The organism is Micromonospora rifamycinica, assembly GCF_900090265.1.
Classification (GTDB): domain Bacteria; phylum Actinomycetota; class Actinomycetes; order Mycobacteriales; family Micromonosporaceae; genus Micromonospora; species Micromonospora rifamycinica.
In genome coordinates this window covers 4,728,031-4,743,895 of record NZ_LT607752.1, presented here as the reverse complement: position 1 = coordinate 4,743,895, position 15,865 = coordinate 4,728,031, and the positions used below count along the sequence as shown (strand labels likewise).

Here is a 15,865-nt window from a genome sequence, read left to right as displayed (position 1 = left end):
CCGGTAAGACGACCGGGCGACCGGGATCGGATCCCGATCTCCTGTGACCGTCGTCACTTTAGACCACGAACTCCCCGGAAAACCGCTGGTCACCGCCCGGCGCGTGACCGGGTGACCCGTTTCGACCGGTTGGTACGGCGTCCGCTCCACACGGCCGGCGCACTCCCATGCCGGATCAGGTACGGCCACTCGTGGCAGCCGGTCACGACGGTGACCACTCCCACCGGCACGCCCCGCGATACCCGTGACGGCATCCGGGCCGGTGGACCCCACCACGCCGATGGGCCACCCACGGGCAAACCCGACCCGGGAAATGACGCTCGGCCAACCTGTGGCACAGCGGGCCACACGAGCCTCTGCCCTGGTCGGCGCACTGCAGGATGATGCACCGGTCGTCAGGTCCGGGTTGGCGGGCGGTGAAGACGTCGACGGCCAGGCGTCAAGCAGCGGATCGGCAACGTCGCCGAGCAGGAGGGCGCGGTGTGGCCGGAGTCGGCGTCGGTCAGACCTCGTCCGCACCGCACTCGTCAGGGGGCACCCGAGCCAGCGAACCCCGCCGTGACGATGGGCTGCATGCTCGTCGCCCCTGCCATTCCCGGGGCGGGCGCTCCACAGATACTCGCGGAAATGCCTCAAATCAGACAATATTCGAACAGAAGAGCGATCAAATAAAACAACGACCGCCTGTTTCCACAGTTCAGATGGTAGGCCGCCTGGGACTCGAACCCAGAACCTAAGGATTAAAAGTCCTCAGCTCTGCCATTGAGCTAACGGCCCGCTGCGCCACAGATTACCCGAACTCCTCCGTCGGGTCGGGTTCGCCTGCGCCTCGCCCTTCGAAGCGGTGTAACAGACCGTGCTGGTGACCACAGATCGTCTCACCATCGCGGTCCGGCTACCCACACCGGCTCCTCGTGCTCGACGAGCGGGACATGCCCGAGTGCGCCGAACAAGCGGCGACAAGCGGCGGCTGTTGTGCCAGTCGATGTACTCGACGGTGGCCGCCTCCGGGTCGTCGAGCCCGCGCCTCGGGGCCTCGGTTGCGGACGAGTTGCGCCGTGTGCCGACAGGTGACCCCTCGGCCACAGCGGGTCGCACGAGTCATCCTTGGGTGCGGCCGAGGCGACAGTGACTGTCTCGGCGATTCGTTGCCCGGGCAGGGATACGACGCCCCGGCCCGGAGGCTCCGGGGGCGGATACAGGTAAGGCTGATCGCGTTCGGTAGCCGGCCATCCGTGGCCAGTCCCGCTCTCGGCGTTCCCTTCGCACCCTCCCCGGGGGCATGTTCCACGCGGGCATGGCCGGTCCGTCCTGTTCAACTGGGTGCTGACCCGACAGTCGAGCGGGACGATGGCGCTGCGGATCGACGGAACCGCCCGGAGTGGATCCAGGGCATCCGCAATGCGATGGAGTGTCTCGGCCTCGGTCCGAGTGAGTACGAGGGTCCGCTGTTCCAGTCCGACTACGCCCGCAGCACCGCGAGACCATCGACCGGCTCCTCGCCGCCGCGCTCGCCTACTACTGCGACTGCGCCCGGGACCAGGTCATAGCGTGTACGGGCAGCGAACACAAGGGCTACGACGACTTCTTCCGGGATCGTGGCCTGACCGCGGGAGACGGTCGCGCTCTGCGCTCTCGTACACCGGACAACGACTCGACCGTGATCGTCGACCTGGAACGCGGCAAGCCGACCTTCGGCAACGTCGGGCGGCCGCCGCTCGAGTGGCCCGAGATAGCTCAGGTCTTACAACCTTTGTAGCGGATGATGCGGCTCTGTGACAACCATCTAGATCGATGATCTTTCCGCCTACACAGTTGGTGATGATCAACTCACTATGTGTTCCCCTGATCACTCCTGGTCAAAGATTTAGGAGGGTCAGTGAGACGAAGGACATCCATTTGGGGCTCTGTGTCCCGGATTCCGCGGCTGTCACGTTGCGGTCCGGGGCGGATGGTGGCCGCTGGCCTGTCAGTGGTGTTGGCGGCAACGATGGCGGATTGGGTGACCGCGCGGCCGGTCGCCGCAGCGCCGCAGCCCGTCGAGCGCGCTGCTGCGGAAGCGCAGGTACTCGAGCGGCCGGACGAGGCGGCGGCGCTGGCGACAGCGCGGTTGAGCAAGAAGAAGGTCCGAATCTCGGGGACGACTTCGGAGACGTCGGAGTTCTGGGCGCTCCCCGACGGCCGGGTGGAGGCAGAGGTTCACCTCGGCCCGGTGCGGCTACGGGATAAGGAGAATGGCGGGTGGATGCCCGTGGACTTCTCGCTCGCACCGCAGGCTGACGGCTCGGTGGTGACCAAGGCGCATCCGGCGGGCCTGCGGCTGTCCGGTCCGGCAGGCGAGGGCGAGCACGATCTGGCGACGATTTCGACGGACGGCGGGACAGTGTCGCTGGGCTGGGCCGGCCGGCTGCCGGCCCCGGTGGTGGATGGCACGAAGGCGACCTATTCGGAGGTGCGTCCCGGTGTCGACCTGGTGGTTGAGGCCACCCGGACCGGGTTCGAACAGTTCCTGGTGGTCAAGGATCGGGCAGCGGTGGCCCAGGTCGGCGACCTTGCCCTGCTTCTGCGGGGCAAGGGGGTGTCGTTGGTCGAGGACCACCATGGTGGCTTCGAGATTCGGAATCAGACCGGGTCAGCGATCGGGGTGTCGCCGCAGCCGGAGATGTGGGACGCACAGGTTGATCCACGGTCGGGTGAGAAGATGCGCCGCACTGCCGTCGCCAAGACGGTCGGTGCGGCGAAGGCCGGTCGACTGGCGGTGACGCTGAACCCGGACGAGGAGTGGTTGACCGACCCCGCGACGGTGTTCCCGGTGACTATCGATCCGGCGGTCACTCTGAACCCCAACTACGACGCGTTCGTGCAGACCGATTACAGCTCTGATCAGTCGGCGGCCACCGAGTTGAAGCTCGGGACATACGACGGCGGGACCACGAAGGCACGGTCGTTTCTGAGCTTCCGCAACCTGAGTTGGCTCTCGGGCAAGCAGGTGCAGGCTGCCACGTTGTACCTGTGGAACCACCATTCGTACAGCTGCACGGCTCGGCAGTGGGAAGCGTGGCGGGTCGACTACGTCGACACCAGTGCCCGCTGGACCGCCCAGCCGACGTGGCGGGAACAGAGAGGAACCACCTCGACCACCAAGGGCTACAGTTCCTCCTGCGCGGCGGGTTGGGCGAACGTCTCCGTGACCGGCGTTTTCGCGTCAACGGCCAACAGCGGGGCGACCTCGGCGAATGTCGGTTTGCGGGCGACCTCGGAGACTGACAGCCTCGGCTGGAAGCGGTTCCATTCGGTGGAGGGCACGAACGACCCGTACGTGACGTTGACCTACCAGTCGCCGCCGACGGTGACGGCGCGGGCAACCGTCCCGTCGACCCCGTGCGCGACGGGGGCGAGCACTCCTTATGTCAACACGACGACCCCGCAGTTGCGGGCACAGACCACCGATGCGGAAGGGTCGCAGGTCAGGGCCGAGTTTGAGTGGCTGACCGGCGGCGGCACCCGGATCGGAGGGGTGATCGTCGGGCCGGGTGCGTCGGGCTCCTGGCTGGCGGCCTCCGTGCCGGCGGGTGCATTCAGCGAGGGTGGCACCTACTCATGGCGGGTGCGCGGTAACGACGGCCTGGTCGACGGGCCGTGGACCGGGTACTGCGGGCTGATCATCGACACCGTCGCACCCGCGGCGACACCGACGGTGTCGTCCACGGTGTACCCGGCAGGACAGTGGGCCGGCACGGCCGGCACGGCCGGAAGCTTCACCTTCGGTGCCTCGGGAGTGTCCGATGTGGCCATGTATGAGTACGGCCTGAACGTCAACCCGCCGAACCAGACGGTGAACGCACCGAGCCTCGGCGCGAACGCCACGGTCTCCATCACCCCCACGGCGGACGGCCCACAGACACTGTACGTGCGGTCGAGGGACCGGGCCGGCAACCAGTCGGCGATCCGGACGTACACCTTCAACGTGGGCTCCGGCGCGGTGACCGCCCCGAAGGAAGGTGACATTACTGCGGCTAAGACCGCGATCACCGGTGTTGGCCAGGCTGCGGCAACCGGGGTGACCTACCAGTGGCGACGCGGTGACGCCGACACCTGGGTGAACATCCCAGCCGGGCACGTCACGGTAGCGGCCGGCGGCGGCGCGGTGACCTGGCCGCTACCGACCAGTGGTGGCGGCATCTTCCCGAAGCTTAACTGGGACGTCGAGGCCACTGTCGCGGCGGCCGACGCCGAATCGATCGCCCGCAACGGCCCGCTGCAGCTACGCGGGGTGTTCACGGGCGGGACAGGTGGCACATCCAGCCCGGTGAAGATCACCTTTGACCGCGACCAGGCATCGGCAGCCGAGCAGGAGATCGGCCCCGGCTCGGCCAACCTGATCACCGGTAACTACACGCTGTCGGACACCGATGCGTCGGTCAGCTCCTACGGCACCGACCTGACGGTCACCCGCTCCTACAACACCCGGCGGGCCGCTGAGACCGACACGGCAAACATGTTCGGGCCCGGCTGGGTCTCTGGCGCAGTGGTGGACGAGGCCGAATCGCCGTACACGTCCTTGACCGTCTACGGCTCGTTGGTGCAGGTCGGGCTGCCAGAGGGCGACACGATCGGCTTCACCAAACGCACCGCCACCGCCTATGACCCCGAGATCGGAATGGAGTTCCTGAAGCTGACCTACAGCAGCGGCAGTGACTCCTACTCGTTGACCGACGAGGACGGCAACACCGTTCTCTTCACCCGAGTCACCGGCACCGCCACCGGCAAGTACTTCCCCACCTCAGTGACCGTGCCCGGCAGCAACCAGACCACTACGCTGAGCTGGGAAAGAGTCACCATCGACGGAAAGGAGATCGTCCGTCCGACGCGGATGCTTGCCCCGGTCGCGGACGGCGTCAACTGCGCGACTCTGACCCGGGGCTGCCGGGCGCTGACCCTCACCTACGCCACCACGACGACCGCCACCGGCACGGCCGAGTCCGGGTGGGGCGACCACATCGGCCGGGTAAAGGAGATCGCATTCACCGCCTGGGATCCCGACTTGCCCACCCCAGCAATGCGGACCGTCTCGATGACCCGCTACGCCTACGACAACGTAGGCCGACTGCGCGCCACCTGGGATCCCCGTCTGGACTGGAACGAAAGCGGCACACTGCGGCGACTCCGGGAGACCTACGACTACAACAGTGACGGCATCCTCAGCGCCATCACACCCGTCGCCGAGGAGCCGTGGCAGCTCACCTACACCACCATCCCCGGCGACCCGGGTAAGGGCCGGCTACACAAGGTCACCCGGTCGGCGCTGAGTGCCGGCACCGCAACCCAGACCGTGATCTACAAGGTGCCGACCTCTGGGGCTGGGGCTCCATATGACCTGTCGCCGGCACAGACCAGCCGCTGGACACAGCCAGAGGCACCGACGGACGCCACTGCGGTCTTCCCGGCAAGCCAGGTACCGACCGGCAGCCCAGCAACCGGTACCCTTCCTTCCTCGTACGAGCGGGCGACGGTGACATACCTGGACGCCAACGCCCGCCAAGTCGACACCGCGACGCCAGGTGGGCACATCAGCGCCACCTGGTACGACCAATGGGGAAACACCATCCGCACGCTGACCGCCGGCAACCGCGCCCGTGCATTGAGTGTCAGCGCGACCGATGACGCCGCAGCGGAGAGCACGCTCGCTCGAAGCTACTCAGCACTGAACATCTACTCCTCTGACGGGCAGCGACTCACCAGCACCCTCGAACCGGAGCACGACGTCATGCTCCCCGACGGGATCAAGGTGCGAGGACGCAAACTCACCAAGAACACCTATGACCAGGGCGCACCGACCACCGGTGGACCATACAACCTGATCACCAAGCAGGAGACCGGCGTCCGGATGTGGGACGCCAACGGCGTGGAGGCCGACGCCGACATACGGACCACCACCACCGCCTACGACTGGGCTCTGCGGCAGCCGACGGTGGTGACGGTCGACCCCACCGGCCTGGCCCAAACGACCCGGACCGCATACGACCCGATCACCGGCCTGACCACCTCCACGACTACGCCAGCCGGGGGCACCAGCACCACCACGCCGTCGACCCGCAGAACGGTCTATTACCAGGCCACGTCCGGCTCCGGCTACACCGAGTGCGACCTCAAACCGGAGTGGGCGAACCTGCCGTGCCGGGTGCAGCCAGGCGGCCAAGCCGCGTCCGGACCGGAGTTGCCGACCACGGTAACCACCTACGACATGTTCAACCAGTCACGGCTGGTGACAGAGAAGACCAGCACCGGAACACTGCGGACCTCCACCACCAGCTACGACGGGGCAGGCCGGGCGTATGAGACCACGGTGGCGGTAGCGTCGGGGCTCGGCACCGCGGTGCCGATTATCCGCAACGTGTACGACCAGGCGACCGGACGGTTGTTGCGGGTACAGCAGATGGTCGGCGGGCTGGCGACTGCCCAAACCATCAAGGGCTATGACACCCTCGGTCGACAGACCTCCTACGCCGACACCGACGGAGTCGTCTCGACGACCACCTACGACCTGCTCGGACGGGTGGCGACCAGCACCGACGGTAAGGCCACCCGGACCTACACCTACGACGGTGGCAGCGAGCGACGTGGCCTGCTGACCTCGGTCGCCGACTCGCAGGGCGGGACGTTCTCCGGAAGCTACGACGCCGACGGCAACCTAGCTTCGGAGTTGTGGCCGAACGGGGTACAGGTGGCTACGGAAACCGACGAGACCGGCACGCAGGTTGGCCTGATCTACGTCAAGCCGGGCTGCGCGGCGGCGGACTGCACCCTCTACACCGAGTCGGTGACCGAGTCGGCGCATGGCCAATGGCGGCAGCGGACGTCGAGTCTGTCGGAGCAGAGCTACACCTACGACCAAACAGGCCGACTCACATCGATCAACGACATCGTCGGCAGTCAGTGCACGACCAGGTTGTACGGGTTCAGCACCTCATCCAACCGGACAAGCCTGGCCGAATACGCACCAGCCGGAGACGGCTCCTGCCAGACCACTACGACGGCATCGTCGCGCACCTGGACCTACGACACAGCCGATCGAGTGAACACGGCCGGGTACGTCTACGACACCCTGGGCCGGACGAAGACCGTACCGGCAGTCGACACAGCCAACCCGACCGACGGCGACGTCACGGTCACCTACCACTCCACCGATCTGGTCGACACCATCACCCAGGCCAGCCGCACGACCGACTACACCCTCGACGTCACTGGCGAGCGGGTTCGATCCTGGACCGACAACGTCAGCGGCACGGCGGTCGAGTCCGTACACCACTACGACGGCGACGATGACAGCCCCTCGTGGACACAAGAGACGCCGGGTCGGTTCACCCGACCGTTGTCAGGGCTATCGGCCACAGCAGGCATCTATGACAGCGACAGCGGTCAGGTGGATTGGCAGATTACAAGCCTGCACGGCGACCTGGTCGCCGCCCTCCACGCCGGCGACGAAGGCCTGTCCCGTACCAGTGAAACCACCGAGTACGGTACTCCACGCAACAGCGACGACATCGGCAAGCAGCGGTACGGCTGGCTCGGCGCCAAGCAACGTGCCGCCGACACTCCGTCAGGCATGCTCCTGATGGGCGTCCGCCTCTACAACACCGCCACCGGCCGCTTCCTGCAGATCGACCCCGTCTACGGTGGCAGCGCCAACCCCTACGAATACTGCGGAGCAGACCCGGTCAACTGCTCCGACCTCGACGGAAAGCGGGCAGAATGCGGCTGCAGCAGCGACTACGGCTGGAAAAGGCCGGTAAAGAGATGGCTGCAACGCGCAATTGATGGCAGTAGACGCGCCTACTCGAAGTTCAGCAGATGGCAACTGGGTCGGTTTGCCACCCTTGCTGGTCGCACGCTTAAAAAGTTCAAGGGTAGCAGCTGGGAGAGAAAGAGGCTGCAGTACAACGGAAAGCGGACCGGGTGGCGGATTGGATATGACCGCAAGCCGCATCCGTTCGGTAGACTTGGCAATAGGAAACACTTCCAGATCGACCGGTGGAACCCGGGCATTAAGGGGAGTCACAGGACATGGCGGGTCCCAGTATTTTGGTAGCAACGGAGCTGTGATGACGATCTTCAAAAGAATCTTTTCGCTCGACTCGATCGAGGCGACACGAATTGCCGAGAGTGTTATATCCGAACTGCGAAGCAGGTCCTATGAGGAATTGGTAAAGCTGAGTGTAGATAGTGAGAGAAACGCAATCCGCGGCTCTGACGGTATTGTCTACAATGTCGTTGCTTTCGGAATCGCGGAGCCGGAGGGAGTTTTGCGTGTTGCTGCGGCTGTTGACAACGGAGGACTTTCCTCCCTCAAACCCCTTGTCCGCGAATTTCTGATGCAACCCGATGGGTCGATAATGTGATAGTTGGGGTAGCGGCCCGATCAGGACGGGACACTATCGCATAACATGGGTTGACTGGTGAGGCCAGATAGCAGAAGCAGAACTGTGGTACAAGCCGGGGCAGCTTCTGCCGCCCCGGCTCTGCGGCTTAAAAGGTCAGGGTCTGGTGCGTCGAGTCGCCAGCCGGCGGCTCGCCATACTGGTACAGCCCCGTAGCCTGCAATGTCGCGTACGCGCGTTCCCCAGCGGCCAGGTGGATTGGCAGATTACAAGCCTGCACGGCGACCTGGTCGCCGCCCTCCACGCCGGCGACGAAGGCCTGTCCCGTACCAGTGAAACCACCGAGTACGGTACTCCACGCAACAGCGACGACATCGGCAAGCAGCGGTACGGCTGGCTCGGCGCCAAGCAACGTGCCGCCGACACTCCGTCAGGCATGCTCCTGATGGGCGTCCGCCTCTACAACACCGCCACCGGCCGCTTCCTACAGATCGACCCCGTCTACGGTGGCAGCGCCAACCCCTACGAATACTGCGGAGCAGACCCGGTCAACTGCTCCGACCTCGACGGAAAGCGGGCAGAATGCGGCTGCAGCAGCGACTACGGCTGGAAAAGGCCGGTAAAGAGATGGCTGCAACGCGCAATTGATGGCAGTAGACGCGCCTACTCGAAGTTCACCAGATGGCAACTGGGTCTAGGCGCACGAACCCTTTATCGAGCCAACAAGTACCTATTCGGCAGAAAGTCCGTACACGGCTATCAGGGGATCTTCAACAGGTCAAAGATAATCCGCTTGGGGTGGAGCTGGAATAGCACAAACAACGCAACATGCTCTCCGTTCATGGCGGTTGCAACAAGCCGCAAAAATGGTGGCACCGCATACCGCCGCACTTCCACTGGGATCTATTCCGAGGTTGAATTGGATGAACTTTTTCAAGTATCTAGACGAGTTGGCCGATCATGTCCGAACTCGAGTCGATGACGAGACTCGCGTGACGACCACGGGAAGCGGCATTAGAAGGAGGATTGAGGTAACTCCAAGCAATAAACAAGCTTGCGGTTTCGCCGCGTTCTTTCAAGACGAGGACGAGATAACCGTCGCTTTCGGCGAAATGTCTGTCCTCGATTTTGTCGACGATGACCGTGACGAAATGATCTCTTCCTGTCGAGAGGTGGTAGATGCCATCATCGCCGGCAGAGTTTCAGAGACCGTCTACCTGAGAGGTGCGTCGCCAGTGCGGGCGGTGGCCCGCGTGGAACTGCCTGATCGAATTGTAAAGGTGCACACCCGCCAAGGTATGTCCATCTTCGCCCGCAGGGGCAAGACGCGTTACTTTGAGCCGTACTTGACAGCCTAATGACCTATCACGGTATCGGGGTGGCGGCCGCTCGGTCGGCCACCCCGATACCACGCCATCAGATTGCCCCACCGCATTACCGGACGCTTTTCGTGCTCGTTCCAGTAGTGGCGATTCACTTCTCAACCGCAGTAGCGCGAGATGCGCGAAGATCAACGCTGCCGTCCTGGAGCGGATTGATCAACCCGGCCCGGGTGGCCTCGTTCGGCGCACAGGGGGTCAAAGTCGGCCGATCACCAGCACGTCGGTCGCCCCTTCGGTACCGGCACCTTCAGCGAAATACAGCTTTGGCTTAGTCGCCGGATGCGTCGCGGCCCATCCACCGCCGAAACGGCAGTGGGTGCGCCAGGTGTCCGGCAGTCGGCACCCGGGCCGGAGCGGCTCACCGCCGGCCGTCGCACCGTGCTTCGCCAGACGACACCGCCGACCCACTCGCCAATTGGTAAAATATGCTGCTTTCACTTCCCGCAGTTGGCACTTACCAGGTCATTGTCGGATTTTGTGCTTTGATCGGCGAATGCCCGCGCGCACGGCCACGAGAAAAACCGGGGCCTTCCCTGCCATTTCTCCGTTCCCAAGTCCCTCTTCAGGAGATCTCAAGGTTAATTCGAGCCCACCGGAATAGCCTGTGATCGGCTCATTACCGAGCGTCCCGACCAGAGGAGGGCTCCGCCATGAACACCCAGGACGTCAAGGCCGCGCGGCCGATGAAGAAGATCACCGTTCGCAAGGCCGGTTCGGTTCGGCTGACCGCCAACGCGAACTCCCTGTACGCCCCCTTCTCCTGCTGGCCGTTCTGATCGTGGCGCGTCGCCCGGCCGGCTCTCCCGGTCGGGCGGCGCTCCGCCGGGACCGACACCACCACAGGAGGACGCCATGAGCGGCCACGCCGGCACCGACCAGGTCACCGCCCCGGCCGGGGTACCGGACTTCGACCCGGACCGGCAGGTGCAGGTACCGAGCCTGTCGTTCCTGCCCGAGGGGGACGGTGTCGTCGTGGGCAACGCCGCCGCCGACTCGTACGCGGTCCTGCCCGTCGACGGCGCGGAGCTGCTGCGCCGGCTCAGCGAGGGGATGACCCCCCGGGCCGCCGCCGCCTGGTACGCCGACACCTACGGCGAGGAGGTCGACATCGCCGAACTCCTCGTCGACCTGGCCGAGCTGGGGCTGGTCACCCTGCCCGACACCACCGGGCCGACCACCACCTCCGCACCCGCGGCCGCCTCCGCGCCGGTGCGTTGGCAGCGGCTGGGCCGGGCGCTCTTCTCCCCGGTGGCCCTGCTCGCCTACGCGGCGCTGGTCGTGGCCGCCGTCGTCGTCGCGGTGGCGCAACCCGACCTGCGCCCGCACTACCGGGCCATCTTCTTCACCGACTACCTGACGGTGGTCACGATCGTGCTGGCCGTCGGCCAGTGGCCATTGATCGCCCTGCACGAGTCCGCGCACGCGCTGGCGGGTCGACGGTTGGGGCTGCGGAGCCGGCTGACCATCGGGTACCGCTTGCAGTATCTGGTCTTCGAGACGGTGATGGACGGCCTGGTCACCGTCCCGCGTCGCCAGCGCTGGGTGCCGATGCTCGCCGGCATCGGCGTGGACCTGGTGGTGATGGCGCTGCTGACCCTCGCCGCCGCCGCGCTGCGCGAGCCCGACGGTTCGCTGCCCCTGCCGGCACGGCTCTGCCTCGCGTTGAGTTTCGGCGCGCTGCTCCGCGTCGCCTGGCAGTTCTTCCTCTACCTGCGTACCGACCTGTACTACCTGCTCACGCTGGTGCTCGGCACGGTCGACCTGCACGGCAGCGCCAGTGTGCTGCTGCGGCACCGGTTCCGGCGGCTGACCGGCCGGCCGGGTCTGGACCGGCAGGTGGCCCGGCTGCACCCCACCGACCGGCGAACCGCGCGCTGGTACTCGTGGCTGATGGTCGCCGGGTACGCCGCCACCCTGGCCACGCTGGCCTTCGCCATCGTGCCGGCGGGCATCCACTTCTTCGTCGAGGCGGTGGCCGAACTCGACGGCCGCCACGGCGTCGACAATCTCGTCGACTCCGCCGTGGTGCTCGTGCTCAGCGCGGCCGAACTCGCCTTCGTCGGCTACCTGGCCCTACGGACCCGACGTCGCGCCCGGACCGCTCCCGCCTGAGCATGACCCGCCCGGACCGCCCCGAGCAGGCCCCGCCGCAAGCCGGCCACCCCCGACGGCCCCGCAACCACCCGAGAGGCGAACCCGTGCAACAGACCCCCCACCGCTGGATCCGGGCCGCCCGGCACCACGACCGGCAACGGCTGCTGACCGCCGGGATCGACGTGCCGGTGCTCGCCGTACTCGACGCCCACCGGTGGCTGCGCGGGCCGTACACGGCCGCCGGCACCCTGCTGCGCGCCCTGGTCCCGACGATCCTGGCCGGGCGTCCGGACCTCGTCGCCCGGCACCAGATCGAGATCCTCTCGGTCGCGCCGGAGCTACGGGATCTCGTTCCGGCCACCCGGGAGACGCTGACGTCGCTGGCGGTGCCGGCGGAGCGGACCCGGTTCTACTCCCGGATGCGGACCCTGCGCCACGCGCACGGGCTGGTCGACCTGCTCGACGCGTGGCTGCGGCACCTCGACGACGGGCCGAGGTGCCTGGTGGTGGAGAACCTGCACGAGGCGGACCAGACCGACCGGGAGTTCGTCGGGACGCTGCTGCGCCGGGCCGACCCCGACCTGCTGCAACTGCGGGTGGCGACGGCCACCGACGCGGTCGACGAGCCGCCGGGAGCGGTCGCCGTCCCGCTGCTGCCCGCCCTCCAGCGGTACGCGGTGCCGGTGGACGGCGATCCGGCGCAGCCGGCGGCCGGGCCGCCCGCCGACCCGGCGACCTACGCCCGGAGCTACGTGGCCGGTGACTGTGTCGACGACGATCCGGCGGTGCTGGCCGCCTACCGGGAGCTGCCGGCCGAGGTCCGGGCCGCCCTGCACGACGACCGGGCCGACGAGCTGCTCGCCACCGGGGAGTGGTCGTGGCGGCTCGGTGCCGTCCCGCTGCACCGGGAGCGGGGCGGCGCGCCCGGCTCGACCGGTGCCGACGCGCTGCGCGAGGCACTCGAATACTGCGTCAACCTGGGCTTCTATCACGCCACCCTGGACTACGGGGCGCGTGGCCGGGCGGTGATCGACTGGTCCGGACAGGTCGAACACTGGTGGGCGTTCACCACCAAGATGACCACCTCGTTGATGGCCTTGGAACGGCCGCTGGAGGCGTTGGCCCTCTACGACGAGGCGCGGGCGCAGACCGACAGCGGCATGGTGCACATGCAGGCGGCGTACGCCACCGCCATGATCTACACCCGGCACCTGGAGACCGGCAAGCGCGACCACCGCAAGGCGCGGGCCTGGTGCAACGCGGCGATCGCGTACGCCCGGCTGGCCCCGAACCCGCAGGACAGCGCCGCCAACCTGGTCTTCAACCGCAACGGTCTGGCCCTGGTCGCGATGCACGAGGGCAAGCTCACCGAGGCGCTGGACCTGATCACCACCGGCATCGCCAGCATGGAGGACGCCCTGGGTGACGACAAGCACCTGCTCCACCGCTCGGTGCTGCGCCACAACCGCTCGCAGCTGCTCTCCGCCCTGGGCCGGCCGGAGGAGGCCCTGGCCGACCTGGAGACGGTCATCGCGATCGATCCCAACTACGCCGAGTACCACCTCGACCGGGGCACCCTGCTGCGCCGGCTGGGCCGCCTCGACGAGGCGTTGGAGAGCTACGAGCAGGCCTCGCGGCTGTCCCCGCCCTTCCCCGAGGTGCACTACAACCGGGCCGACGTGCTGCTGGAACTCGGTGCCGCCGAAGCGGCCCTGGCCGGCTTCGACAGGGTGCTCGACCTCGATCCGGAGCACCTGGACGCCCGGATCAACCGGGCCGGGCTGCGCCAGGGGATCGGCGACGTCGACGGGGCGTGGGACGACGTCCGGGCCGGGCTGGCGCTCGCCCGGGACAACGGCCACCTGCTCTGCGTACGCGGGCAACTGGAGTTGGAGACGGACGCCGAGCAGGCCCGGCGCACGCTGACCGAGGCGGTGACCGCCGATCCGACGCTCGCCGCCGGCTGGGCCGCCCGCGGGGTCGCCAGCTACGAGCTGGGCGACCTGCCGGCTGCCGTCGCCGACCTCGGCCACGCGTTGGAACTCGACGACGATCCGGCGGTCCGGTTCAACCGGGCGCTCGCCCTGGCCGATGCCGGCCGGCACGCCGAGGCGGACGCCGACTTCCAGGCGTGTGCGGCAGCGGATCCGACGCTCGCCGCCGAGGTGGCCGAACACCGCGCACGGCTGCTGCCGGCCTGAGTACGGCCGGCGGCCCGGTTCCCGGCCGGCAGTACCGGTCTCAGCGGATCCGGGCCTGTCGGGTCGCCAGCTCGGTGCGGTTGCGGACGCCGAGCTTGCGGAAGATGTTGCCGAGGTGGAACTCGACTGTCTTGACCGAGACGAAGAGTCGCTGGGCCGCCTCCCGGTTGCTGAGCCCGTTGGCGATCGCGGTGGCGACCCGCGCCTCGGCCTCGGTCAGTGTCGGCCCACCGGTCGGCCCGGCGAAGTCGGCGGTCGGGGCAGCGGACGACGACCGGGCGGCACCGACGGCGGGTGGTGTGCCGAGCGCCTGAAGGTCCCGCATCACCAGGGCGAGCATCCCCGCGGCACCGATCCGGGCGTAGCCCGCACACGCCTGCTCCAACAGCCGCGCCGCGTCCCCCCGCCGACCGGCCCGCCCGTGGTGTACGCCCAGCAGCCAGGCGATCCGGGCCGCCAGCAGCTGCTCGACGGGCCGGGTCAGCAGGTGCAGCGCGGCGGTCAGTGCCGTCGTCGTAGCCGGATGCGGATCGAGGATCCAGGCCCGCCACGCCGGCAGCACCGAGCCGCCGGGCCAGGAGGGCGGCGGGTCCTCGACCCCGGCGAGCAGGTCGGCGGCTGACCCGGGTCGGCCCGCCAGGGCGTGGTGGGTGGCCAGCTCCCAGCGGTGTTCGTACTGGAGGCCGGCGGTCACCCCGGCGTCCGTGGCCACCACGAGCTGGAGCAACCCCGCCCAGGTCTCCTCGTCGCCCCGGGCGAACGCGAGCGCGGCCGTGCACTCGGGCAGGTGACGGGCGACCCAGGCCGAACCGACCTGCGCGGCCAGCTCGCGGGCCTGGTCGAGGTGGAGCGCGGCCTGGTCGAGGTCCCCGCGCAGCGCGTCGCACTTGGCCAGCCAGGAGGTCGCCTCCGCCAGTACGTCGAGGCTGCCGCACTGCGCGGCGAGCCGGGCCGCCTCCCGCAGCTCGGCCTGACCCCGGACCAGGTTGCCGGCCCAGGCGTCACCCACACCGATCAGGGCGAGCAGCCGGGCCCGGTCGGCGGGGGCCAGGTCCAGGGTGGCGAGCAGCGGGGCGAACCGTCGCGCCTCGTGCGGGCGCATCAGGGTCATCACGGCGGTCAGCGCGCACTCGACCAGCACCGGATCGTCCCCGAAAGCGTTCTCGTCGTAGACCCGGACGGCGGTGGCGAGGTGCTCCGGCCCCTCGGCGAGACCGGCCCGGGTCGCCGCCGTCCCCGCCAGCGTGCGGTAGATCACCTCGGTCCGGGGCGAACCGCTCGCCTCGTGGGCCTGCCGCGCCCGGGCCAACAGCGGGAGCAACCGGTCGCTGTCGGCCGTCCGGGACAGCGCGAGGAACGCCCGGAACACCAGGCCCGCGGCCCGCTCCGGATCGGCGCGGTCGGCCGCCGACAGCAGGCGCTCGGCCGTGATCTCGGTGGACACCGGCTGAGCGTAGAACCCGGGTCCAAGACTGGGGAGATCCCTGGTGCCCAGCTCACCCCGGCCGGCACACACTGCTCGGACCAGCCGGTCCACCCGGCCGGCCCGCGTGGCGAACCAGATAGAGGTAGCACCATGAAGCGTAGGACCGTACAGATCGACACCATCCCCGCCGACGGGGTGGAGCTGGCCGACGAGCAGCTCGCCGGGATGCTCGGTGGCCTGCCGCGCAACGGCGCGGGCTCGTCGAAGACCATCGACGACATCCCCGGCGGGGGCCGACCGGACACCGACACCGACTTCGACTGATCCGTCACCGCCGGCGATCCGGTCCACCGAGGTGGCCGGACCGTCGGCGGGCCCCCGCCC

Annotated in this window: 9 protein-coding genes and 1 tRNA gene; 8 read left to right on the top strand and 2 right to left on the bottom strand. The window is 67.9% G+C overall.

Features of this window, described 5'->3' with window-relative positions; genetic code table 11:
- Positions 1–702: 702 nt before the first annotated feature.
- Positions 703–777: transfer RNA gene (locus GA0070623_RS19705), tRNA-Lys, on the bottom strand.
- A 1,174-nt stretch (positions 778–1,951) separates the two neighbouring features.
- On the opposite strand from GA0070623_RS19705, the gene GA0070623_RS19695 reads away from it, so the two are divergent.
- From GA0070623_RS19695 to GA0070623_RS19680, 7 genes are all read left to right on the top strand, one after another.
- Positions 1,952–8,089 (top strand): DNRLRE domain-containing protein, encoded by a 6,138-nt coding sequence (locus tag GA0070623_RS19695; RefSeq protein ID WP_089004131.1) that lies wholly within the window; start codon positions 1,952–1,954, stop codon positions 8,087–8,089.
- A 13-nt stretch (positions 8,090–8,102) separates the two neighbouring features.
- Positions 8,103–8,399 carry a hypothetical protein gene (locus GA0070623_RS30080; protein ID WP_157746984.1) on the top strand — a complete coding sequence of 99 codons (297 nt, stop codon included), beginning with the start codon at positions 8,103–8,105 and terminating at the stop codon, positions 8,397–8,399.
- 232 nt (positions 8,400–8,631) lie between these two features.
- A complete protein-coding gene (locus tag GA0070623_RS19690) occupies positions 8,632–9,360 on the top strand; it encodes an RHS repeat-associated core domain-containing protein (protein WP_197700004.1) in 729 nt (242 codons plus the stop codon).
- 10 nt (positions 9,361–9,370) lie between these two features.
- Positions 9,371–9,736, top strand: coding sequence for a hypothetical protein (locus GA0070623_RS30075; RefSeq protein ID WP_172898428.1), 366 nt, complete (start codon positions 9,371–9,373; stop codon positions 9,734–9,736).
- A 674-nt stretch (positions 9,737–10,410) separates the two neighbouring features.
- Positions 10,411–10,536 (top strand): hypothetical protein, encoded by a 126-nt coding sequence (locus GA0070623_RS31450; protein ID WP_269458963.1) that lies wholly within the window; start codon positions 10,411–10,413, stop codon positions 10,534–10,536.
- Between the two features lie 76 nt (positions 10,537–10,612).
- On the top strand, positions 10,613–11,872 hold the full coding sequence (locus tag GA0070623_RS19685) for a hypothetical protein (protein WP_067309134.1): 1,260 nt from the start codon (positions 10,613–10,615) through the stop codon (positions 11,870–11,872).
- 86 nt (positions 11,873–11,958) lie between these two features.
- On the top strand, positions 11,959–14,055 hold the full coding sequence (locus tag GA0070623_RS19680) for a tetratricopeptide repeat protein (protein ID WP_067309139.1): 2,097 nt from the start codon (positions 11,959–11,961) through the stop codon (positions 14,053–14,055).
- Between the two features lie 40 nt (positions 14,056–14,095).
- Here the strand turns inward: GA0070623_RS19680 and GA0070623_RS31445 are convergent, their stop codons facing one another.
- Complete coding sequence (locus tag GA0070623_RS31445; RefSeq protein WP_067309142.1) at positions 14,096–15,499, bottom strand: helix-turn-helix domain-containing protein; 1,404 nt, start codon at positions 15,497–15,499, stop codon at positions 14,096–14,098.
- A 132-nt stretch (positions 15,500–15,631) separates the two neighbouring features.
- Here GA0070623_RS31445 and GA0070623_RS30070 point away from each other — a divergent pair, with 132 nt between their 5' ends.
- On the top strand, positions 15,632–15,805 hold the full coding sequence (locus GA0070623_RS30070) for a putative ATP-grasp target RiPP (RefSeq protein ID WP_157517551.1): 174 nt from the start codon (positions 15,632–15,634) through the stop codon (positions 15,803–15,805).
- Positions 15,806–15,865: the final 60 nt, after the last annotated feature.

Coding starts and splice junctions, on each gene's coding strand:
- GA0070623_RS19695 (WP_089004131.1), top strand. CDS start 1,952: ATGGTGGCCGCTGGCCTGTCAGTGGTGTTGGCGGCAACGATGGCGGAT.
- GA0070623_RS30080 (WP_157746984.1), top strand. CDS start 8,103: ATGACGATCTTCAAAAGAATCTTTTCGCTCGACTCGATCGAGGCGACA.
- GA0070623_RS31450 (WP_269458963.1), top strand. CDS start 10,411: ATGAACACCCAGGACGTCAAGGCCGCGCGGCCGATGAAGAAGATCACC.
- GA0070623_RS19685 (WP_067309134.1), top strand. CDS start 10,613: ATGAGCGGCCACGCCGGCACCGACCAGGTCACCGCCCCGGCCGGGGTA.
- GA0070623_RS30070 (WP_157517551.1), top strand. CDS start 15,632: ATGAAGCGTAGGACCGTACAGATCGACACCATCCCCGCCGACGGGGTG.